Origin of the sequence: Hymenobacter sp. BT559, from assembly GCF_016427535.1 — a bacterium.
Classification (GTDB): Bacteria; Bacteroidota; Bacteroidia; order Cytophagales; family Hymenobacteraceae; genus Hymenobacter.
Map to the genome: position 1 here is coordinate 121565 of NZ_JAELXV010000006.1, position 21972 is coordinate 143536.

Annotated in this window: 18 protein-coding genes; 4 read left to right on the forward strand and 14 right to left on the reverse strand. The window is 61.6% G+C overall.

The genetic code is table 11. The features are described 5' to 3' along the window. Positions 1-58: 58 nt before the first annotated feature. The 4 genes from JAO77_RS18515 to JAO77_RS18530 all read left to right on the forward strand — a co-directional run bounded on the left by JAO77_RS18515 (position 59) and on the right by JAO77_RS18530 (position 3954). Entirely contained in the window at positions 59-433 is a 375-nt protein-coding gene (locus JAO77_RS18515) for an L-rhamnose mutarotase (RefSeq protein WP_198991925.1), read from the forward strand. 110 nt (positions 434-543) lie between these two features. Then, positions 544-1590, forward strand: coding sequence for an aldo/keto reductase (locus JAO77_RS18520; RefSeq protein WP_198991926.1), 1047 nt, complete (start codon positions 544-546; stop codon positions 1588-1590). A gap of 293 nt (positions 1591-1883) precedes the next feature. Further along, complete coding sequence (locus JAO77_RS18525) at positions 1884-2879, forward strand: aldo/keto reductase (protein WP_198991927.1); 996 nt, start codon at positions 1884-1886, stop codon at positions 2877-2879. 154 nt (positions 2880-3033) lie between these two features. Further along, a complete protein-coding gene (locus JAO77_RS18530; protein ID WP_198991928.1) occupies positions 3034-3954 on the forward strand; it encodes a helix-turn-helix domain-containing protein in 921 nt (306 codons plus the stop codon). A 111-nt stretch (positions 3955-4065) separates the two neighbouring features. On the opposite strand, the gene eutC is transcribed toward JAO77_RS18530, so the two are convergent. The 14 genes from eutC to JAO77_RS18600 form a co-directional block, all read right to left on the reverse strand. Next, positions 4066-4833, reverse strand: coding sequence for an ethanolamine ammonia-lyase subunit EutC (eutC, locus tag JAO77_RS18535; protein WP_198991929.1), 768 nt, complete (start codon positions 4831-4833; stop codon positions 4066-4068). A 146-nt stretch (positions 4834-4979) separates the two neighbouring features. After that, complete coding sequence (locus JAO77_RS18540) at positions 4980-6362, reverse strand: ethanolamine ammonia-lyase subunit EutB (protein WP_198991930.1); 1383 nt, start codon at positions 6360-6362, stop codon at positions 4980-4982. Positions 6363-6467: 105 nt separating this feature from the next. Beyond that, on the reverse strand, positions 6468-7757 hold the full coding sequence (eat, locus tag JAO77_RS18545) for an ethanolamine permease (protein WP_198991931.1): 1290 nt from the start codon (positions 7755-7757) through the stop codon (positions 6468-6470). A gap of 219 nt (positions 7758-7976) precedes the next feature. After that, entirely contained in the window at positions 7977-8807 is an 831-nt protein-coding gene (gene kduI / locus JAO77_RS18550) for a 5-dehydro-4-deoxy-D-glucuronate isomerase (protein WP_198991932.1), read from the reverse strand. A 143-nt stretch (positions 8808-8950) separates the two neighbouring features. Continuing rightward, positions 8951-9721 (reverse strand): SDR family NAD(P)-dependent oxidoreductase, encoded by a 771-nt coding sequence (locus tag JAO77_RS18555; protein ID WP_198991933.1) that lies wholly within the window; start codon positions 9719-9721, stop codon positions 8951-8953. An 84-nt stretch (positions 9722-9805) separates the two neighbouring features. Then, positions 9806-11716 (reverse strand): acetate--CoA ligase, encoded by a 1911-nt coding sequence (gene acs, locus JAO77_RS18560; RefSeq protein ID WP_198991934.1) that lies wholly within the window; start codon positions 11714-11716, stop codon positions 9806-9808. Between the two features lie 138 nt (positions 11717-11854). After that, a complete protein-coding gene (locus tag JAO77_RS18565; protein ID WP_198991935.1) occupies positions 11855-12229 on the reverse strand; it encodes a response regulator transcription factor in 375 nt (124 codons plus the stop codon). Positions 12230-12231: 2 nt separating this feature from the next. Further along, positions 12232-15081, reverse strand: coding sequence for an ATP-binding protein (locus JAO77_RS18570; protein WP_198991936.1), 2850 nt, complete (start codon positions 15079-15081; stop codon positions 12232-12234). Between the two features lie 35 nt (positions 15082-15116). After that, positions 15117-15335, reverse strand: coding sequence for a hypothetical protein (locus JAO77_RS18575; protein ID WP_198991937.1), 219 nt, complete (start codon positions 15333-15335; stop codon positions 15117-15119). 147 nt (positions 15336-15482) lie between these two features. After that, positions 15483-16961: an MFS transporter gene (locus tag JAO77_RS18580; protein ID WP_198991938.1), complete on the reverse strand. Its 1479-nt coding sequence runs from the start codon at positions 16959-16961 to the stop codon at positions 15483-15485. Positions 16962-17091: 130 nt separating this feature from the next. After that, positions 17092-18675 carry a hypothetical protein gene (locus tag JAO77_RS18585; RefSeq protein WP_235998507.1) on the reverse strand — a complete coding sequence of 528 codons (1584 nt, stop codon included), beginning with the start codon at positions 18673-18675 and terminating at the stop codon, positions 17092-17094. 432 nt (positions 18676-19107) lie between these two features. After that, the gene (locus tag JAO77_RS18590; protein WP_198991939.1) at positions 19108-20373 is read right to left on the reverse strand and encodes an MFS transporter; all 1266 of its coding nucleotides are present in this window, start codon (positions 20371-20373) and stop codon (positions 19108-19110) included. A gap of 139 nt (positions 20374-20512) precedes the next feature. Then, positions 20513-20935, reverse strand: coding sequence for an IS1/IS1595 family N-terminal zinc-binding domain-containing protein (locus JAO77_RS18595; RefSeq protein ID WP_198991940.1), 423 nt, complete (start codon positions 20933-20935; stop codon positions 20513-20515). A 106-nt stretch (positions 20936-21041) separates the two neighbouring features. After that, positions 21042-21956 carry a M28 family peptidase gene (locus JAO77_RS18600; RefSeq protein WP_198991941.1) on the reverse strand — a complete coding sequence of 305 codons (915 nt, stop codon included), beginning with the start codon at positions 21954-21956 and terminating at the stop codon, positions 21042-21044. Between the last annotated feature and the right edge of the window lie 16 nt (positions 21957-21972).

Below are 21972 nucleotides of genomic sequence, written 5' to 3' on the forward strand. Positions count from 1 at the left end.
CGCTTGCTTCGCTGCGCTCGCAATGACAGCTCAGCGTTGTTAGCCTTTCTTTGCGCTTATGGAATATTTAGAAGCCGCCCGCCCTACCCCGTTCAAACGCTACTGCAAGACACTAAGCCTGCAAGCCGATGAGGCCCTCATCGCCGCTTACCGCAAGCTGCACACGCCGGAGGGGGTGTGGCCCGAGATAGCGCAGGGCATGCGGGAAATAGGCATCCTGGACATGGAGATATATCTACTTGGCAACCAAGCCTTCATGATAATGGACACGGTGCCCAACTTTGACCACGACCAAGCCATGCAGGTGCTGGCCACCAAGCCCCGCCAAGCCGAATGGGAGCAGGTAGTAGCCGCCTGCCAGCAAACTACTGCCAACGCTACTGCGGCCGAAAAATGGCAGTTGATGGAGCGTATCTACAAGATGGAAGTCTAGCCGACTTTTTGTGTAGCAGAAGCTGCGGTTTGTGTAGGCGGCCCCAGCCGATTTACGTGGACCTTTGAAGAACCTAAGCGCGGACTTACTCGCGCTTAGGTTCTTTCATTATGAACCTTACTGATTTTCGCACCCTAGGGCGCTCGGGCCTGGTAGTGAGCCCGCTGACGCTGGGCACCATGACGTTTGGCACCCCACGCTGGGGCTCGGCCGACGACGTTTCCGAAAGCATTTTCCAGGCCTACGTGGAGGCGGGCGGCAATTTTATTGACACCGCCGACGTGTACGCCAAGGGCCGTAGCGAGGAGCTGGTGGGCAGCTACGTAGCCAGCCGCGGCCTGCGCGACCAAATAGTGCTGGCCACCAAGTTTGGCTTCAACACCCAGCCCGGTAACCCCCACGCGGGCGGCAACGGCCGCAAGCACATCCACCAAGCCCTCGAAGGCTCGCTGCGCCGCCTAGGTACCGATTACATCGACTTGTACTGGCTGCACGTGTGGGATATGGTGACACCCGTAGAAGAGGTCTTGCAGACCCTAGGCGACCTAGTGCGCGCCGGTAAAATCCGCTACTTCGGCTTTTCCGACATGCCGGCTTGGTACGCCACCAAGGCCGCCACGCTGGCCCAAGCGCACGGCGTGCCCGGCCCAATTGCCATGCAAATGGAGTACTCGCTGGTAGCGCGCACCCTCGAAACCGAGCACGTGCCCGCCGCCCGCGAATGCGGCCTGGGCATCGTGCCGTGGAGCCCCCTTGCGGCGGGCTTCCTAGCTGGCAAGTACGAGCGTGCTGAGGCAGGCGCCACCGGCGAAGGCCGGCTCAGCGGCCCCAATCCATTCGGCAACACAAAGTTTAGCGACCGCAACTGGCAGGTGCTCGACGTGCTGCGCCAGGTAGCGACCGAGGCCGGCCAGCCACTAGCTCAAGTGGCCTTAGCCTGGGCGCTGGCGCGGCCGGGCGTTAGCTCGCTCATCATGGGAGCCAGCAAATTAGAACAGTTGCACGACAACCTGGCAGCGTTGGAAATTCAGCTCACGCCCGAGCAATTGCGCGCGCTGAATGCCGGTAGTGTGCCCGACCCCGCTTTCCCGGAGGGGTTCTTCTCGGCGGGACTTCAGCGTGGTATTTTCGGGGGGCACGCGGTGCAGGGTTGGTAGTAGCAGCCCTAGGGTAGCTTTCCGGCTACTAGTATTGAGCTGGCTCGTCACTCGTGAGACCCCACCCCCGACCCCTCCCCTCCGGGAGAGGGGAGCCTTTCGTTAGGTTACGCAAGTAGTCGTCAGGCTCCCCTCTCCCGGAGGGGAGGGGCCGGGGGTGGGGTCCTACGTGAGGGCAGTAGGGACCATAGCGTAGCCGCGTTTTGTGTTGCAGAATCAGAGGTTTGTATAAGTCATGCCCTAGGTAGCCCCCGGACCTTTGTCAGGTAAAACAACCAGCTTACCAACTTATTATGAATACCCTCAAACGCGTAGCCCTGGGCACCCAGGGCCTAGAAGTACCCATCGAAGGCCTGGGCTGCATGGGCATGACGAGCGGCGTCAACGGCATGAGCGTGTACGGCGAAGCCGACGAAGCCGAGAGCCTGGCCACCCTACACCGCGCCCTAGAGCTGGGCGTGGACATGCTCGACACCGCCGACCTCTACGGCCCGCTGCTCAACGAGCGCCTAGTAGGCAAGGCCATTGCCGGCCAGCGCGACAAGTTCACCATTGCCACTAAGTTTGGCTTTGAGGTGGACGACAATGAGCAGTGGACCGGCGGCTACAACGGCCGCCCCGAGTACGTGCGCAAGTCTATCGAGCGCTCCTTGCGCAACCTAGGTACCGACTACGTGGACCTCTACTACCTGCACCGCATCGACCCTAACACGCCGGTAATGGAAACCGTGGGCGCCATGAGCCGCCTCGTGGAAGAAGGCAAAGTGCGCTACCTAGGCCTAAGCGAAGTATCGGCCAACGTGCTGCGCCAGGTACACGCCGTGCACCCCATCGCAGCCCTGCAAACCGAGTACTCGCTCTTCGACCGCCACGTGGAGGAGGAAGGCATTTTGGAAGCCACACGCGAGTTGGGCATCGGCTTCGTGGCGTACTCGCCCCTAGGTCGCGGCTTTTTGTCGGGCGACATCAAGACGCCCGACGACTTTGAGCCTACCGATTCGCGCCGGTTTTTCCCGCGCTACCAGGGCGAGAATTTTTACAAGAACCTGGAGCTAGTGCAGAAGCTGCAAACCCTAGCCGAGACAAAGGGCGTGACCTCTTCCCAGCTGGCACTTGCCTGGGTGCTGGCCCAGGGCGTAGTTGCCATTCCGGGCACCAAGCGCCGCAAGTATCTGGAGCAGAACGTGGCCGCAGCCAGTATCACGCTGAGCCCGCAGGAACTAGCTGACCTCGATGCCATCATGCCGGTGGGCAGCGCGGCGGGCGCGGCCTACCCGGCAGGGCTGTAACTTGCTAAAGACAACCTAAAACAAAGTCTGCCGTGCTGAGCTGCCGAAGTGTCTCTACCGCTTTATTCAGCATGCGGTAGAGATGCTTCGGCAGGCTCAGCACGGCAGACTTTGTTTGACTATTTGATTCTAAACGAAGAAGATATCCTCTGTTATGAAACCGGCTGCCAACGACCTTCAGGTACTGCACACCGTTACGGAATATGCCCGGTTCTGCGGGTTAGAAGCGCCCCGGCACCCTCTGCTTACTATCATTGACCTAGCCACGACGCGGGGCCAGCCGCGCCCCACCGGCCTGACGCCGATAGTGCAGCAGTTTTATACTATCTGGCTCAAAAAGAACATCAAAGGCACTATCTACTACGGGCGGCAGTCCTACGACTTTGGCGAAGGCGTGCTGGGTTTTCAGGCGCCGGGCCAGGTTTTCGCCATTGATGAAACCCTAGACCTCTCCGAAATCAGCGGCTGGGGGCTGGTGCTCCACCCCGACTTTCTGCACAAGCACCCGCTGGGCAAGAAAATAGCGAGCTACAGCTTTTTCTCTTACCAAGTCCACGAGGCGCTGCACCTGTCAGCGCAGGAAGAACGGGTGCTCGACGGCATCCTCACTGGCATTCGGCATGAGTATGAGCAGCCCATCGATGCCTTTAGCCAAGACGTGCTCGTGTCGCAGCTAGAGGTGCTGCTAAACTACGCCAACCGCTTTTACCACCGCCAGTTTCTCACGCGGCGGCCGGCCGAGCACGACCTGCTCAGCCGCTTCGAGGCGTTGCTGACCGACTACTTTGCCCAGAGCGGCGAGCAGCCGCTGCCCACCGTACAGTACTTCGCCGATGCGCTGCACGTGTCGCCGGCCTACCTCAGCGACATGCTGCGCACCCTCACCGGCCAAACCACCCAGCAGCACATCCACTACGGCCTTATTGAGAAAGCCAAGCAACTGCTACTCAGCACCTCGCTTTCCATCAACGAAACAGCTTTCCAGCTGGGCTTTGAGTACCCGCAGTATTTCACGCGGCTTTTCAAAAACAAAACAGGGCTGACGCCAGCCGCCTTTCGCCTCTCGGCGCAGTAGGTTCTAGGTTGGTATCCGAGGTGTACCGTGGACCCTGCGGGTCCGCGAATTACTTGCCTTATTGCAACTACTCACGCGCGGACCCGCAGGGTCCACGGTACAGCCAGTCGGTTACTCGGGCAGCAAGTCGGCTTGGTCTTTCAGCGCCACGCCAGAGAGCTGGCGGCGCAGTGCCTCACGTAGCAGCCAGCTTAGCTTGGCCGCCGCGGCGGGATAAGGCAGGCCCGCGGGCCTGATATTCGACACGCAATTGCGCGCCTCGTCGGTGAGGCCGGGCCGCGGACCGTAGGTGAAGTAGGCGCCTAGGCTATCGGGCGCGCTCAGCCCCGGTCGCTCGCCAATGAGCACCAGCACCAGTCGCGCCCGCAGCAAGTGGCCGATTTCATCGCCTAGGGCCACGCGGGCCTGTTCGGCCAGTACCAGCGGCCCAAGGCGCAAGCCCGTAGCGCGCAACTCTGGTAGCAGCAAGCCCAGCAGCGGCACGGCATGCGCGTTGATAGCGGTGGCCGACAAACCATCGGCCAGCACGATGGCCACGTCGCAGTCGGCGTCAGCAGCTAGGTGAGCTTTTGATTCTTCAGCTAGCTGGCGGCCGTGGTCGGGGCGCTGGAGGTACTCCTGGCGGTTTTGGGCCTGGCTACTTACCTGGTGCACAGACAGACCTAGGGTGGCTAATTCAGCTAGCAGGCGCTCGGTATCAAGGGCCGAGTATACAGCATCGCGGGCGTGGGCGTGAGCCAGCTTGAAGGCCAGCGCCTCTTGCATGGGCACGCTGGTACCCGTGCGCCCTAAGGCTATGCGGGCGGCGGTGAAGGCGCGCAGGCCGGCCCACGGGTCGGGCTCCGGGGCAGCGGGAGGCAGGTCGGACAGGTCACTCATGGCAAAGGTTTCAAAATACCGACTTGAAAAATACGTCTGTCATTGCGAGGAGGAATGACGAAGCAATGGCATCAGAACGAACCAGTCTAGGTTCCATTCAAATGCGATTGCTTCGTCGCGCCTCCTCGCAATGAGTACCTTAAAATCTACCGGAGCGCGGGCGGCAGCTGGCCCAATAGCCGCGCCGATGCGGCGGGCAGCAACTGCCCTTGCGCATTGAAAATTCCTTGTTGCGCCAGCCACGCCTCGAACTCGGGCGCGGGTCGCAAACCCAGCACCTGCCGCACATAGAGCGAATCGTGAAAGGAAGTGGACTGGTAGCCGAGCATAATATCATCGGCCCCCGGAATGCCCATGATGTAGTTGCAGCCGGCCACGCCGAGCAGCGTGAGTAGCGTGTCCATGTCGTCTTGGTCGGCCTCGGCGTGGTTGGTGTAGCACACGTCTACGCCCATTGGCAGGCCCAGGAGCTTGCCACAAAAGTGGTCTTCGAGGGCAGCTCGGATGATTTGCTTGCCGTCGTAGAGGTACTCGGGGCCGATGAAGCCGACCACCGTATTGACGAGCAGCGGCTGGAAGCGCCGGGCCACGGCGTAGGCACGGGCCTCGCAGGTTTGCTGGTCGAGGCCGTGGTGGGCATTGGCCGAAAGCGCGCTACCCTGGCCGGTTTCGAAGTACATCACGTCCTGACCCAGCGTACCGCGGCCCAGACTGAGCGTGGCCTCGTGGGCCTCTTGCAGCAGCCCTAGGTTAATGCCAAAGCTGGCATTGGTAGCCTCTGTGCCGCCGATGGATTGGAAGGTCAAATCGACCGGTACGCCTTGCTCGATGAGCTGCAAGGAAGTAGTGACGTGGCACAGTACGCACGACTGTGTCGGGATGGCGTACTGCTCGCGCACCGCATCAAGCATGTACAGCAAGTCGCTCACCGCCTTAGGGTTGTCGGTGGCCGGATTGATACCTAGGACGGCGTCGCCGCTGCCATAGAGCAGGCCATCGACGAGGATGGCGGCGATGCCGCGCAGGTCGTCGGTGGGGTGGTTGGGCTGGAGGCGGGTGGCCAGGTGCCCGCGCAGCCCCAGGGTATTGCGAAAGCGCGTGACAACCTCGACGCGCCGGGCCACCGCAATCAGCTCCTGGTTGCGCAGCAGCTTGCTCACGGCCGCCACCATCTCGGGCATGAGGCCGGGCGTCAGGGCGTGCAGCGCGGCAGCATCGGCCGCGTCCGACACGAGGTAATCGCGCAGTTGCCCCACCGTGAAGTGGGCAATGGGCGCAAACGCCGCCGCGTCGTGCGTGTCCAGAATCAGGCGCGTGACCTCATCCTGCTCGTAGGGCACCAGCGGCTCGTGCAGAAAGTCGCGCAGTGGCACATCGGCTAGGGCATACTGGGCGGCCACGCGCTCCTCATAGGTAGCGGCGGCCACGCCGGCCAGCACGTCGCCCGAACGCAGCGGCGTGGCGCGCGCCAGCAGCGTTTTCAGGTCGTCGAATACGTAGGCGCGCTGGCCGATGGTGTGGCGATACATGGGTACAATGAGCAATTAATAGTGAGCAATGAGCAGGCTTCCCCAAGGTAAAACGCTCCGAAAATCTGCGCTTTACCCCTGCGAAACACTGCAAAAAACTACATTCTACTTACGCCCCAGCAGTCGGTACAGCACCAGTGCCACCAACAGCCCTGCCAGGAAGATACCGCTTAGCAGTAGATTGCTATAAACCAAGGCACCTAGGCTTACAATAGATAGCCCCAGCGCCATTAGCGGCACCAGCGGGTAGCCTGGCACGGCAAAGGGCCGCGCCAGCGCCGGCTCGCGGCGACGCAGCACAAAGAGGCTCACCAAGCTCACAATGTACATCACCAGCGCGCCCAGCACCGAGAGGATAATGACTTGCGCGGTAGTGCCCGTGAGCAGCGCCAGCAGCCCTACCCCACCACCCGCTACTAAGGCCCAGTGCGGCGCCCCCCGACCATTGAGCCGGGCCAAAAAACTCGGCAGATAGCCGCCGCGCGCCAGCGCGAATACCTGCCGCGAATAGCCGATAATGGTACCGTGAAATGAGGCCACCAGCCCAAACAGCCCGATGCTGGCGAAGAACTTGGTGAGCGGGCTGTCCTTGCCCAGCACCAGCGCTAGGGCCTCGGGCAACGGGTAATCAAGGTGGCTGAGGCGGCGCCAATCGGTAGCGCCGCCCGTGAGCACCATCACGCCCAGGGCCAGCAGCACCAGCGTACCCAGGCCGTAGCCGTAGCCCAGGGGCAGGGTGCGGCGAGGGTCTTTCACTTCCTCAGCTACCATCGCCACGCCCTCGATGGCCAAGTAAAACCAGATGGCAAACGGCAGCGCCGCCAGCACACCCGCCAGCCGCAGCGGCACCGGGTGCGCCAGAAAATTGGCCAGCCTAAAGTGCGGCGCCAGCACGCCCATGAACACTAGTAGTTCGGCCACAGCCAGCACCGTGACTACCAGCGAGAACCGGGCCGACTCCTTGATGCCGAGCAGATTGATAATCGTGAACACCACGTAGCAGCCCACCGCCGTGCCCAGCACCGGCACCCTAGGGTGCAAAAAGTGCCCGTAGCTACCCAGCGCTAGCGCAATGGCCGGCGGCGCCAGCAGAAACTCGACCAGCGTGGCGTAGCCCGCTACCAGCCCACCTAGGGGCCCCAGCGCCCGGTGCGCGTAGGCAAAGGGCCCGCCCGCCTGCGGGATGGCCGTGGTCAGCTCCGTGAAGCTGAGAATGAAGGTGATGTACAGCACCGTCACGACCAGCGTGGCCACTAGCAAGCCCACCGGCCCAGCCTCCGCCCAGCCCAGGTTCCAGCCAAAATATTCGCCCGAAATAACTAGGCCTACCGCGATGGCCCACAAACCCAGCGGCGTCAGTGTTTTCTGGAGGCTTGGGGCAGCGGACTGAGACATAGGCTAGCGCTAGGTGACGAAGCGCTAAGGTCAGCCGTATTAGGCTAATAATCACTATGAGTAGCCGATTTCGGCGCCTTTTCCATTGCACAGGGCGCAGTAGCTAGCGCATGGTGGCGCGGATGCTGCGTGGCTGGCTACTTACACCAACGCCTACCCTACTGCCTCGTTTAAGAAGCAGCAGAGTAGGCGTTTGAATAATACTACGCGGTGGGTTTACTACCGCAGGTCGGCCAGGGCCACCGCGTCCATATCGGTGTACTCCAGGTTTTCACCGGCCATGCCCCAGATGAAGGCGTAGGCCGCCGAGCCGCAGCCAGTGTGGATAGACCACGGCGGCGACAGGATGGCCTGCTCGTTGCTGACCCACAGCGGGCGAGTTTCCTGGGGCTCGCCCAGCAGGTGCAGCACGCGCTGGCCGTCGTTCATGTTAAAGTACAGGTAGGCCTCCATGCGGCGGTCGTGCACGTGCGAGGGCATGGTGTTCCACACCGAGCCGGGCTTGAGCTGGGTGAGGCCCATCACGAGCTGGCAGCTCGCAATGCCTTCGTTGTAGATATACTTGTAGATGGTGCGCTCATTGGCCGTTTCCTGGGCGCCCATTTGCACGGGCGTGGCCTCGGCCTGGGTGCGGCGGGTGGTGGGGTACTCCTTGTGCGCAGGGGCCGACAGCAAGTAAAATTTGGCTGGCTCGGCGGCATTCACGCTCTTAAATTCTACTTCTTTGCAGCCTTTGCCCACGTAGAGGCAGTCTTGGTTACCTAGGTCATGCGTGGTACCATCCACTACGATTTGGCCGGCGCCGCCCACGTTGAGGGCGCCTAGCTCACGGCGCTCTAGGAAGAAGTTGGCCTTGAGGTTGCCGGGATTGGGCAGCGGCAAACCGGCCTCGGTAGGCATTGCCCCGCCCACTATCATGCGGTCGTAGTGCGTGTAGGTCAGCTCAATGGCGCCGGGCGTGAAGATGTTTTCAATCAGAAAGTGCTCGCGCAGTCCGGCGGTGTTCAGGCCGGCCGTTTCGCGGGCACTAATGGCAAAGCGTTGTGTCATAAATCGCAGATTCAAACGGATTAAACGGATTTCGCAGATACGCTTGGCTGCGCCAAGCTGACTGCTTTTGATGTCGGTTATTGCTTTTTAGGTGACGAGGTTGCGTGCTCGCCACGCATGGTGGCGCGTGCAACTGCCTGGACTTACCGGCCCATCCAGCCGCCGTCTACGGTGAGGATGGTGCCGTGCACGTAGGCGCCAGCTTCGGAGGCGAGGAACACGACCGGCCCCTTGAAGTCAGCGGCTTCGCCCCAGCGGCCGGCCGGAATGCGACCTAGGATGCTGGCCGAGCGGTCGGGGTCATTACGCAGCGCCTCGGTGTTATCGGTGGCGATGTAGCCGGGCGCGATGCCGTTCACATTCACGCCTTTGCCGGCCCACTCGTTGGCTAGCGCTTTCACTACCGAGCCAATAGCGCCTTTGCTGGCGGCGTAGCCCGGCACGTTGATGCCGCCTTGGAAGGTGAGCAGCGAAGCCGTAAAAATGATTTTGCCCGAGCCCTGCTTCATCATGCGGCCGCCGATGGCGCGGGCCAGCCGGAAGGGCGAGTCGAGGTTGATGGCTAGCACGTCGTCCCAATCTTGGTCGGAGTGCTCGGCAGCGGGGGCGCGGCGAATGGTACCGGCGTTATTCACCAGAATATCAATTTGCTCGAAGTCGGCCAGCACCTGGGCGGTGAAGGCATCGGCGCTGGCGCGCTGGCTGAAATCGGCCTGGTAGGCGAAGAACTGCCGACCTAGGGCCCGCACTTGCTTGCCTGTTTCGCCACCGTCGGCGGCCATCGTGGCCGATACACCAATGATGTCGGCGCCGGCCTCAGCGAGACCTAGGGCCATGCCCTGGCCGATGCCGCGGTTGCTGCCCGTGACTAAGGCGATTTTGCCGTCGAGGCGAAAGAGAGAATCTACACTCATAAGGTGGCGGGAAGTAAATCGATTGTGCCAAAAGTAAGAACGCCGCCCGGAGTACGGGCGGCGTTCTTTTATTTAAATCCGGGCTTATTTCTTGCCCGCCACAATCTCCTCTACCACCAGCGGGTCGAGCAGCGTGGTGGTGTCGCCCAGGTTCGAGGTTTCGCCCTCGGCCACCTTGCGCAGAATGCGGCGCATGATTTTACCCGAGCGGGTTTTGGGCAAGCCACTCACCAGCTGAATCTTATCGGGCTTGGCGATGCGGCCGATGTGGGCCACCACTGCCTCGATAATGCTGCCTTCCACGCGCTGACGGTCGAGGTCATTGTCGGGCAGGCCGTTGCGGCAAATGACGTAGGCGTAGATGCCCTGGCCCTTCACGTCGTGGGGGTAGCCCACCACGGCGCTCTCTACCACGTCGGGGCTTTCGTTGATGGCACTCTCGATTTCGGCGGTGCCGAAGCGGTGGCCGCTCACGTTTATCACGTCATCGACGCGGCCGATGATGCGGTACAAGCCCTGCTCGTCACGGCGGGCGCCGTCGCCGGTGAAGTAGTAGCCCGGGTAGGGCTGGAAGTACACCTGGCGGGCGCGCTCATGGTCGCCCCAAGTGGTGCGAATAACGCCCGGCCAACTGGCCTTAATGGCCAGGTAGCCTTCCTGGTCGTTGCCCTCCAACTCGGTGCCTTCCTGGCTCAGCAGCACGGGCTGCACGCCGGGCAGCGGCAGGCCTGCGCGGGCGGGCACGCTGGGCGTGATACCAGCCAGGGCCGAAATCATGATGCCGCCGGTTTCGGTTTGCCACCAGGTGTCTACGATGGGGCAGCGGCCCTTGCCCACGTGCTGGTGGTACCAGTGCCAGGCTTCTTCATTGATGGGCTCGCCCACCGACCCTAGGACACGCAAGCTGCTGAGCGAATACGCCAGCACGTGGTCGAGGGGCGCGGCCATGAGCGAGCGGATTGCCGTGGGCGCGGTGTAAAAAATCGAGACGTGGTGCTTGTCAATCACTTCCCAAAAACGACCCGGCGACGGGTACGTGGGCACACCTTCAAAGAGCAGCGACGTGCTGCCGCTCAGCAGCGGCCCGTAGAGCAAGTACGTGTGGCCCGTAACCCAACCAATGTCGGCGGTGCACCAGTAAATGTCGTTTTCCTCGACCTGGAACACGTTTTGGAACGTATACTGGGCCCACACCATGTAGCCGGCCTGGGTGTGCACCACGCCCTTGGGCTTGCCGGTACTGCCGCTGGTGTAGAGGATAAACAGCGGGTCTTCGGCCTTCATTTCGGCGGCCGGGCAGGCTTTGGCCACGCCCCGCACCTCGTCGTGAAACCAGATGTCGCGGCCTTCCTGCATCTGCACAGGCCAGCCGGTATGCTCCACCACCAGCACGCCGCGCACGCTGGGGCAGGTTTGCAGCGCGTCGTCGACTACGCTCTTCACGGGTATTTGCTTGGCGCCGCGGTTCAGGCCATCGGCCGTTACCACGTAGGTGGCCTGGGCATCGTTCACGCGGTCGGCAATGGCCGAGGCCGAAAAGCCCGCGAACACCACCGAGTGCACTGCCCCAATGCGGGCGCAGGCCAGCGTGGTCACGGCCAGCTCGGGTATCATGGGCATGTAGATAACCACGCGGTCGCCCTTCTGCACGCCGTTGTTAAGCAGCACGTTGGCCATCTGGCACACTTGCTCGTGCAGCTCGCGGTAAGTCAGGCGGGTGTGGCGGTCCTTGGGGTCGTTGGGCTCGAAGATGATGGCCAGCTTGTTGGCACGGGTGGCCAGGTGGCGGTCAAGGCAATTCTCGGTGATGTTGAGCGTGGCCCCGTCGAACCAGGTGCTGGTGCCGGCCGGCGAAAACTCGCCGCCGCGCACCGTATCCCACTTCTTACGCCAGGTAAAGCCTTCGGCTACGTTGCCCCAAAACATATCGGGGGCGTCGACGGACTGCTGATAGGCGGCGTTATACTCTTCGAGGGTGCGAATGCGAAAAGACATGGGTGGATGGGTTGAGAGTGTTGAGTTAGGAGTTAAGAGTTTTAAATTCTAGCCTGTCATTGCGAGCGTGGCGCAGTAAATCTTGGTGTCAGCAACGAAGCGAGTGAGATGCTTCACTGCGCTGCATGACCAATAATTTCAGCATGGTTCTTTTGCCAGCAGCTCGCGGACCTTTTCCATGAGCTGGCGGGTGCTGAAAGGCTTGGGAATATAGAGGTCGGCGCCCGCTGCGTAGCCCTGCTGTACGTCGGTGGGTTGGCTTTTGGCCGAGAGGAAAATGACCTTGGTGGCGGCCCGGCTGGCGTTTTCGCGAATGGTGCGGCACACTTGGTAGCCGTCCACGTCGGGCATCATCACATCGAGCAGCACTAGGTCGTAGGGCGTTTGGGCGACGGCGGCCAGGGCCTCGCTGCCGTTGCGCGCAATGCCAACTTGGTAGCCGTTTTTGCGCATCAGAAATTCGAGCGACATCACGATATTGGGCTCATCGTCAACGATTAGGATAGCGGGCATAATCATAGAGAATAAGAAGTACTAAAGGGTGCCGTGGCACGCACCGGCGGCGCCAGCGGCAGCTCCACAAAGAAGCGCGCACCTTGCTCGGGGGCGCTCTCGACCCAGATGCGGCCCTGGTGCAGTTCCACGAGCTTTTTGGTGATAGCCAGCCCAAGGCCCGACCCTTCGGGCTTGCGCATGTTCTGGTGCTGCGCCTGAAAAAACTTGTCAAAAATCTGATGGTGCTCGGCCTGGGCAATGCCCTTGCCATTGTCCTCCACGCACAGCAGTAGGGCATCGGCAGCGGGCCAGGCCAGCAGCCCAATGCGGCCGGTGCCGCCCAGGGGGCAGGCCTTCACGGCATTGCTTAGCAGGTTGATGAGCACCTGCATCAGGCGGTCGCGGTCGGCGGGCAGGGGTGGCAGTTCGGCGGGCACGTCGAGGTGCAGCGCGATGCCCTTGGCGCGGGCAAGCTGGCCCACGGCCTCGGCGGCTTCGGCAGCTACCTCAGCCAGCGCCACGGGCGCACGCACCAGCGTGGTCTGGCCGCTCTCTAGCTTCTCTAGGTCGAGAATCAGGGAAATGAGGCGCGTGAGGCGCTCGGCCTCGCGGCCAATGGTGTTGTGAAAACGCTCGCGCTCCTCCTCTTCTAGGTCGGGGTTGTCGGCCAAAATCTCGGCCAGCGCCCGGATGCTGGTGAGCGGCGTGCGCAGCTCGTGCGTCACGGTGTACAAGAACTCGTCTTTCTGCTGGTCCAGGGCCTGCAGTTGCTGGTAGGCTTGGCGCAGCTCATCGGTGAGGCGCTGCAGCTGCCGGCTCTGCTTTTGCAGCTGGCGGTTGGCTTCGAGTAGCTGCTGGCTTTCCTTGAGAATGCCCACCACGTTGTCGTAGCTGATTTGCTCTTCGCCCGCCACCGAGGCCAGCAGCAGCCGCGCCGAGGCCGGCCCTAGGGTACCCGCCAGCAGCTTTTCGGCATACAGCAGCAGGCGCGGGTCGGCAGGATTTGGGGCTTGGTGCGTAGTGCCTAGCGCCTGCGCCTGGGAGCCGAGGTCAGTAGCTGTCGGCTGATAACTGGCACCTACTACTTGCTCATTGTTAATTACTAAGGCGTCAGGAAAGCGCTTGGCGAAGGTTTGCAAGGCTTGGTTAGTCCGCTTCTTACCTAGGAAGCCGAGGAGCAGGGCGCGCACATCGGGCAGCAGCGGGTGGCCCTGCCAGCCGGCTACTTCTTCGGCCAGGCTGCGGCGCCGAAACACATCGACAAACACGTCGGCTTGGCGTAACTCTAGCGCGCTCGGCGGCCAAGCCAGCGAGGCGCCCACGTAGAGCCCGATATTGAAAAACCAGCTCCAGAACAAGCCGTGCGACAGGTAATCGAGCCCTTCTAGCCCCAGCAGCGCGCCCGGCCGCAGGGCACTAATGCCCCCTACCCCAGCCGTGAGAATGGATTCGGGCAGTCGCCCTGGCCCCACCACTGTGGGCACCACCAAGGTAAAAAACCACACCGCGAACCCTGCCAGCAGCCCCAGCGTGGCCCCGCGCCGGGTGCCGCCCTTCCAGTAGAGCCCGCCCAGCACGGCGGGCACAAACTGCGCCACCGCCGCGAACGATACCAGGCCCGTATTCACCAGCGGCAATTGGTGGCCCACGGCCGCGTAGTAGCCATAGGCCAAGGCCAACACCAGCACCACGGCACCCCGGCGGCTTTGCAGCGCCACCCGCCCTAGGTAGGCAAAGCGGCGCGGCTGCGCGCCCGACCGGCCCGACACCTCGCGCACCAGCAGCGGCATCAGCAAGTGGTTGCTACTCATCACGCTCAGGGCCACCGTTTCCACGATAATCATGCTACTGGCCGCCGACAGCCCCCCTAGGTAGGTGAGCAGCGCCAGCCACGAGTGGCCCGTGGCCAGCGGCAGAGCCAACACAAACGTGTCGGCGTCGAAGCTGCCGCCGCCAAGCCGCAGCATGCCGCCGAAGGCGATGGGCAACACGAAAATATTGATGATGAGCAAGTAGAGCGGAAACAACCACATGGCCTTGCGCAGGTGGTCCTCGGCCACGTTTTCGACCACCGCCACCTGAAACTGGCGCGGCAGCAGCAGCACCGCCGACATACTAAGTACTAGCAGTGTGAACCACTCGGCGCTGCTGGTGCCAGCGCCGTGCAGCGTAAAGAGCCGGGCCAGCGCTGGCTGGGCCGCCGCCTGGTTAAACACATCGGCAAAGCCGTGAAACAGCCCGAACGTGACGAAGCCACCGAGCACTAAAAAGGCCAGCAGCTTCACCAGACTTTCGAGGGCCACGGCCAGCACAATGCCCTCGTGCCGCTCGGTAGCTTCTACCGAGCGCACCCCAAACAGGATGGTGAATACCGCCAGCACGCCGGCCGTAAACAGCGCCGCTACGCTGGCCTCGACCCGCCCGCCGCTGCCTATCAGCACTACAAAAGAACCCGATATAGCTTTGATTTGCAACGCAATATAGGGCACCACACCCAGCACGCACACCACCGTTACGAGGGCACCTAGGGCCGCACTTTTGCCGTAGCGCGCCGAGATGAAGTCGGCAATGGAGGTGAGGCGCTGCTGCCGGCACACCCGCACTATTTTGCGCAGCACCAGCCACCAGGCCGGGGCCAGCAGCGCGGGCCCTAGGTAGATGCCCACGAAGCTGAGCCCCTGGTGCGCCGCCCGCCCCACCGAGCCGTAGTAGGCCCAGGCGGTGCAGTACACGGCCATGCTCAGGGCGTACACGTAGGGGTTGGCGACCAGGCTTTGGCGGGTGGCCGACCGGCGCTCGGCGGCGTAGGCCACGCCGAAAAGCAGGGCCAGGTAGCCAAAGGAAAAGCCGATAACCAACAGTTTATTCACCGCAATAGCCGGTTTGCCGGGGGCGCGCCCCGCGTTCAGGAAGTCTTGCTGACCAGCCAGCCGGTCAGGCCAATAAGGAGCACCCAGGTGAGCAGAATATACCAACACAGCACGGGCACGCCCGCCACCCGCCCGCCGTGGTCGAACACGGCTAGCAGCGGGAAATTGAGCAGCACCCCAAACAGCCCCGCCACAAACAGCAGCCGCTGGCCCCTAGGGCGCTCGGTATCGGGTGGGGTTAGCTCAGGTTTCATAAGGGTAGGCCTTCACTTTAAGCGAAAAACCCGCCGGGCGCAGGGCCGGGCGGGTTTTATCATTGACAACTAATACATTGAAAAAATTATTCTGTCGTGCAGAGCGTAGCGAAGCATGACAGAATAACGACCTTCACCGCCCTATTATTAGCTGTCCATCAGCTTCACGTTGCGAACGTCTTTCATCATGGCCATACCCACGAAGAAGCAGATGAGGGCGATAACCACCGGGTACACCAAGCCCACCAGGCTGCTGTGCTCTTTGGCGAAGGTGCCGGCCGGCTGGGCGGCGGCCCACACGCCGATGGAGGTAGCAATGAGCGGCACGAAGCCCCCAAACACACCATTACCAATGTGATAGGGCACCGACAGCGAGGTGTAGCGCACGCTGGTTGGGAACAACTCGACGAGGTAGGCCGCGATGGGGCCGTACACCATCGTCACGAACACGACGAGGCAGAACACGAGCGCAATCATGGCCGGAATGTTGGGCGTGAGCGCCTTCATGACGGCGGGCACGGCCTTGCCGGCGGCATCCACGGTAGCGGGCGTAATCTCGGTGAGCGGCCCGGCGAAGGCCTTGATGCCATAGAAGAGCGGAATCGTGAACAGCGCCCCGCAAATCATGCCCGTCATGATGATTTTCTTGCGCCCGATGCGGTCGGAGAGTGAGCCAAAGTAGATGAAGAGCGGCGTGGCCAGCAGCATAGCTACCACCATGATGATGCTCGAATGCACGATATCAAGCTTCAAGGTGGCATTCATAAACGTGAACGCCTGAAACTGGCTGGTGTAGAAGATAACGCCTTGACCCATCGTCACTCCAAACAGGGCGATGAGTACCAAACGGCGGTTGATGGGGTTCACGAATGAGTCGCGCAGCGGGCTCTTGCTGGTGGTGCCGGTGGCCTTGGCTTTGGCGAACAACGGCGACTCGTGCAGCTTCTTACGGATGTAGTACGAGGCGATAACCAGCGCCCCTGAAAGCAGGAACGGAATGCGCCAGCCCCACTCCTTGAAGGCTTCTTCGCCCATCATTTTGCGGGTAATCAGGATAACCGAGATGCTGAGAATGAGGCCGCCCGTAGCCGTAATCTGAATAAAGCTAGTGTAGTAGCCGCGCTTGGCGTCGGGGGCGTATTCGGCCACGTAGGTGGCCGCGCCGCCATATTCGCCACCTAGGGCCAGGCCCTGCAACAGGCGCAGCACCACCACGATAGCCGGCGCGGCAATCCCGATTTTGTCGTAGCCCGGAATGAGACCCGTGATAAACGTGGCCCCGCCCATAATCAGTAGCGTGACCAAGAATGTGTACTTGCGCCCAATCATGTCGCCGAGCCGGCCAAAGAACATGGCCCCAAACGGCCGCACCACGAAGCCCGCCCCAAACACGGCCAGCGCTCCCAGCAGCGTGTCCTCAATCTTGCCCGCGTGCCCAAACAGCACCGGCCCGATGATGGCCGCCAGCGAGCCAAAGATGTAGAAGTCGTACCACTCGATAACCGTGCCCACCGACGAGGCCGTGATGACCTGCCTAATGGTTCGGGTATCGACCTTGTTGTTGTCGTGCGCCGCCGGCGCATCCAGCGCCGCGTTGTAGGCGGCGGGGTTCAGGCTTTGTTCCATTGTGGGGTATTGGGTGGGAAATATGGTGCTTAGAATAGTGGTGCTTAGTGCTTAGGACCTAGGCGTTAGTACTCAGGCTCAGGATTTTCAATAAAATACCCTAAGCACTGAGTACTAGCCGCCAAGCACCTTACAGGAACACCTGCGTTTGCAGCGTGATTTCGGGGCGGTGGCGTACCTCGCCGGCCACGCCCACGCCACCCACGGTGGTCATGTTGAAGTCGGGGCGCGAGCGGTAGTTGAGCGTCACCTTGGCATTGTGGCCATCGATGAGGAAGTTGAGGCCCGCATCGTACACGTTCACGCCCTGCACTTCGCCAGCCGCGTTGCGCAGGCCCTCGTAGTTGCTGTGCAGGTAGGCCACGTAGGGCTGCAGGCGCACCTTGCTACCCAGTGTTTTCTTGCCCGTCAGGAAGCCCAGTTGCCCGTACACCGAGCCCCCAGTGCCCGACTGTGGCACAGCGTTGCCGCGGTAGGCGCTAGCGCCGTAGCCGGGGTTTTCGGCCCCCACAAAGCGCACGTAGTTAGGCCCAAAGTTGTAGTTGTAATACACCCCGTAGAAGGTCACGGCCGTGCGACGGGCCGTGTCGAGCGGCGTATCATAAAACACGTCGGCCCCGAACAGCTTGATGTCGTGCTTGGTCGTGGGCACAGTGGCAAACAGGTCGGGCGTCGAAGTAGCGTTTGACAACGTCACGACGCTATTGGTAGGCCGCGAGTACATGCCATTTTGGTTGTACATGAAGCCTGCGCCAATGCTCAGTACCTTTTTGGTACCTAGGTAGGTTCCCTGCGTGTAAGGCAGCAGGTTGGACTCGGGTTCAAAGAAGTTGTAGCTGAAATAACCCTGATACACATGGCCATCATTCTGGGGGTTATAGTTGGCTACGTTGGTACCCGTACTGGTTATGCCAATGGCAGTCCCTTGCGTATTAAAATTGGTGACGCTGTTTCCTAAGGCCAGCGGGTTGCCCGTTTGCACGCCTCCTACCACGTAAGCCGTATTAGTGGGCAGGTTGGTCAGGAAGGGGTCGCTCATCGAGATGCGGTAGTCAAACTTGCCCACCCGGCCCTTGGCAAACACCCCAATCCAGCGCGCAAACTGGTCGAGTGCATCGATGGTTGGGAAGTTGGTGAGCGGCAGGTCCATCGACAAGATGCTCGTGGTGCTAGCGTTGCTCAGGCGCGAGATGCCGTTGTAGTAGTGCAGGCCCGCCCCCAAGTTGAGGTACTTGTTGACTTTGTACTCCGTCACGGCTTCGTGAATGAAGAACTGCGGCTTTTTACCATCTACCGTAGGCGATACGCCGCCGCTCACCCCGTTTTGGTTATTGATACCTAGGTGGGTATAAATCAGGAAGCGCGGGCTAAGCTGGGCCAGCAGCACCATGCGCGAGCGCCGGATGCCAAAGTCGAGTTGGCTGCTCTTGGGCTCGCTGGGTCCGCGTAGCGTGCCCGTGTTGTTCTCGTTGTAGCGCACATATACCTGGGTCCAGGCCATCAGGCGCACGTATTTCTGGCCGTCGGGCGAGAGATTAAACTTCATACCCGAGCCATAGGGCACGGGCTTGGTGGGGGCGGGCGGCGTGGGCGGGGGCGCCTGCGGGGCAGGCGCCGGGGCAGGCGTAGCGGGCGCTGGTGGGGCTACCTGCGCCTGGGCTGCACTAGCCAGCAATAGGCCACCTAGGGCCAAGGCGTAACGAGATTTCTGCATACTGCGGTGGGAATGAGCGGAGAACGAGTGCGTAGCACCAAGCGGCCTCAGCGGCGTTTGGGTGAGCCAAGTAGCACACATTCGGCCCAATACTATCGCCTTCTGCCGTAGTTTTGGTAAATACTATAGGTAATATGCACTATTATTCTCCTTGAGCAGGTTTTATTATAATTTCCTAGGTGAATATTTCGCTATAAATGTGACTGTAGCCCTATTATTCATTTAGCATTTAAAATATTATCAAACAATAATTTTAGATATAAAACAAGGGTTTTAATGAATAAATTACCAGCTATACCTACTAAGCAAACCTATACCACTTTAGCAACAAACACACATATTCCTCTGCACACACAGCCTCTAAAGCCAAGAGGCTGCTTCTTAGCGAGAAGCAGCCTCTTGGCTTTAGAGCACCTAGGTCCTCCCTAGGCCTTACTCTAGGTAGTTCAGGTCTTTAGCATAGGTTTCGGGCAAAGTGCTGGCACTGAAGAAGGCCAACGCCAGCAGCACCGCGCCGATGATGCCCGCGCTGCCGACCATGCCCAGGGCCGGCACTGCCTTTAGGTATTGGAAAACCGGCACGATAACCACCGTGGCCCCGCGGGCAAAATTGGGCACGGTGGTGGCCACCGTGGCGCGCAGGTTGGTGCCAAACTGCTCGGCCGCCACCGTCACAAAAAGCGCCCAGAACCCGCCGGCGTACCCAATTAGAAAGCAGGCCCCGTAGAAGAGCGTGGGGCCAGCGCCGCGCAAGCCCAGCAGGTAAAAGGCCACTGAACCCGCCGACGCGATGATGAAGAGTTGCAGCGTGCGGTTGCGGCTGCGCATCCACTGGCTCAGGGCGCCGCTGGTGAAGTCGCCGAGCGTGAGCCCGAAGTAGCACCAGAAGATGCTGAGGCCGCCCGTCACGGGCTCTTGCAGGCCAAACTGCTTGCCAAACTCAGGGGCTAGGGTGATGAGAATACCCACCAAAAACCAGAACGGCGTGCCGATGAGCAAGCAGCGCAGGTACCGGTAAAACCGCGGCCCGTTGGTAAACAGGCTCAGGAAGTTGCCGCGCGCCACGTTTGCTTCCTTGGTTTGCTCAAACATGCCCGACTCGAACACGCTGGCCCGCAACGCCAGCAGCGCCAGGCCCAGCCCACCGCCAATGAAGTAGGCGTTGCGCCAGCCAAATTTATTGCCCACTAGGTAGGCCACCATGGCGCCCGACACGCCCACCGAGGCCACTATCATGGTGCCGTAGCCGCGCTTTTCCTTGGGCAGCGTTTCGGCCACCAGCGTGATGCCCGCGCCCAGCTCGCCAGCCAGCCCGATGCCCGCTATCAGCCGCAGCCAGCCGTACTGCTCCACGTTTTGCACAAAGCCGTTGGCAATGTTGGCCAACGAATACAGCAGAATGGAGCCAAACAGCACCGACAACCGGCCGCGCTTATCGCCCAGCACGCCCCACAGCACCCCGCCCAGAAGCATGCCCCACATCTGCATACTCAGCAGCTTCAGGCCCTGGTCGGTAATGGCGGCTGCGTCGGTGATGCCAATACCCTTCAGGCTATCAACCCGGATGATGCTGAACAGCACCAGGTCATAGATATCAACGAAATAGCCGAGCGAGGCCACAATAACGACGGCACTGAGCAGGCCCACCTCGGGGCGGCTGGCGGCGGGGGTACTGGTAGAAGGGAGGGGTTGACGCATGCTTGGAAATATGAAGTAGCCGACCGAGCGGCTTCGTTGCAAGGTGTTGCCACGGCTTTACCCCGGCAAAGTAGCGCGCGGGCGCAAGCCGCTAGTTTATCGTGACCTAAGGCGCTGCTGAGCTGCTATAGCTGCGGCCCTACCCCGCCCGGAAGCGCTCCCAGCGTATCATCATGTATTTGTCGCCCAGCTCAGTCACGACCAGGCCAGCGCTTTTCAGGTTTTCGGGCTTCTGGAAATACTCCGACAATTCTTTCTGATTGAGAATTTTATACGTCGGGTGGTAATCAGTCTGGCGCGGCGCCTTCACGCCGTATTTTTTCACCCAGTTCATTACCGACACGTGGCTGACACCGAGCAGGCGCTCGATTTCGCGGTAGCTCACGCCCTCTATGTAGAGTTGCAACGCCTTGATAACGTAGTACGGGTTGACCTCGCGGCCTACTTTGGCCACGGTGTAGTGGTAGCCGCAGCTCTTGCAGCGAAACCGCTGGCGGTCATTTACAACGCCGCTTTTGGTGGCTTCCTTGGCGTCGCACTTGGGGCAGGTGGGGGCGGTCATGGGTGGGAAAGGGAGGATAGAGCACGCGAAGCTATACTGCTTTAGCAAAATAGCTTTACTGCCTTGCCCGCGTAGTGTTGCGCGCAGAGGTCCGCGGCCGGGTAACCTAGGGCCACAGCGCCGCCCGCAGCGCATCCACGGCCAGTGCCAGGCGCGGCAAACTTAGGCGGTTCAGCGTATCGGTTTGCTCGTGGTAGTGCGCGTTGCGGTAAAAGGCCGTGTCGGTGAGCAGCAGCGCCGGGTAGCCGAAACGCCAGTAGTTGAGGTGGTCGGAAAAGTCGAGGCCCGGCAGCCAGGCCGGGGCCTTGAAGCGGCGCACCGGCAGCGCGGCACTTGCCCGGTAGCGCCGGGCCAGCCGCCGCCCCCAGCGCCCGCTGCCGCCCAGTTTCTGGGCCACGGTTACGTAGTTGCCGCGGCTGCCATACAGGAGCTTGAGCGCGCCCACGGGGTAGCGCTGCGAGCCCAGGCGGTCGTCGTAGTAGCCCAGCATTTCGAGGGCTACCATGCCGGTTACGGGCACGTGGGCAGCGCGCAGGCTGGCGGCGTGCACATAGCTGCCCATGTGCGGCGTGCGGAAATAGGGCGGCTCTTCGAGGGTGTAGGCTACGAGGTCGATGCGCTGGGGCAAGGTGTTGGCTTGGCCGAGCAGGCGCGCCAGCTCCAGCAGGGCGGCTATGCCGGTGCCGTTGTCGTCGGCCCCCGGCTGCTCGCCGCACACGTCGTAGTGCGCCCCGATGATGAGGCGCGGGCCAGTTTCGGGTCCAAAGCTGGCGATAACGTTTTGGTACGTGATGCCAGCAGCCGGCACTGGCTGGCGCACCACGCGGCCGCCCGCCGCCTGCAGGTGCCGAGCCAGGTAGGCGGCTACCGAGTCGAGCACGGCCGGGTGCGCGGCGCTGCGGGCGGGCTGCCGGCTGGTGAGGTAGCGCAGGTGCTGGCCCAGGCGGGCGGTATCGGTGGCGGCAGGCTGCGCCCGGCTTAGCGAGGGACCCAGTAGCAGGCAAAGCCAAAGAAGCTTCATAAGCGCAAGCTACGGC

Bases quoted from the DNA above. Each gene is read 5' to 3' on its own strand.
- JAO77_RS18515 (WP_198991925.1), top strand. From the start codon at position 59: ATGGAATATTTAGAAGCCGCCCGCCCTACCCCGTTCAAACGCTACTGC.
- JAO77_RS18520 (WP_198991926.1), top strand. From the start codon at position 544: ATGAACCTTACTGATTTTCGCACCCTAGGGCGCTCGGGCCTGGTAGTG.
- JAO77_RS18525 (WP_198991927.1), top strand. From the start codon at position 1,884: ATGAATACCCTCAAACGCGTAGCCCTGGGCACCCAGGGCCTAGAAGTA.
- JAO77_RS18530 (WP_198991928.1), top strand. From the start codon at position 3,034: ATGAAACCGGCTGCCAACGACCTTCAGGTACTGCACACCGTTACGGAA.
- eutC (WP_198991929.1), bottom strand. From the start codon at position 4,833: ATGAGTGACCTGTCCGACCTGCCTCCCGCTGCCCCGGAGCCCGACCCG.
- JAO77_RS18540 (WP_198991930.1), bottom strand. From the start codon at position 6,362: ATGTATCGCCACACCATCGGCCAGCGCGCCTACGTATTCGACGACCTG.
- eat (WP_198991931.1), bottom strand. From the start codon at position 7,757: ATGTCTCAGTCCGCTGCCCCAAGCCTCCAGAAAACACTGACGCCGCTG.
- kduI (WP_198991932.1), bottom strand. From the start codon at position 8,807: ATGACACAACGCTTTGCCATTAGTGCCCGCGAAACGGCCGGCCTGAAC.
- JAO77_RS18555 (WP_198991933.1), bottom strand. From the start codon at position 9,721: ATGAGTGTAGATTCTCTCTTTCGCCTCGACGGCAAAATCGCCTTAGTC.
- acs (WP_198991934.1), bottom strand. From the start codon at position 11,716: ATGTCTTTTCGCATTCGCACCCTCGAAGAGTATAACGCCGCCTATCAG.
- JAO77_RS18565 (WP_198991935.1), bottom strand. From the start codon at position 12,229: ATGCCCGCTATCCTAATCGTTGACGATGAGCCCAATATCGTGATGTCG.
- JAO77_RS18575 (WP_198991937.1), bottom strand. From the start codon at position 15,335: ATGAAACCTGAGCTAACCCCACCCGATACCGAGCGCCCTAGGGGCCAG.
- JAO77_RS18580 (WP_198991938.1), bottom strand. From the start codon at position 16,961: ATGGAACAAAGCCTGAACCCCGCCGCCTACAACGCGGCGCTGGATGCG.
- JAO77_RS18585 (WP_235998507.1), bottom strand. From the start codon at position 18,675: ATGCAGAAATCTCGTTACGCCTTGGCCCTAGGTGGCCTATTGCTGGCT.
- JAO77_RS18590 (WP_198991939.1), bottom strand. From the start codon at position 20,373: ATGCGTCAACCCCTCCCTTCTACCAGTACCCCCGCCGCCAGCCGCCCC.
- JAO77_RS18595 (WP_198991940.1), bottom strand. From the start codon at position 20,935: ATGACCGCCCCCACCTGCCCCAAGTGCGACGCCAAGGAAGCCACCAAA.
- JAO77_RS18600 (WP_198991941.1), bottom strand. From the start codon at position 21,956: ATGAAGCTTCTTTGGCTTTGCCTGCTACTGGGTCCCTCGCTAAGCCGG.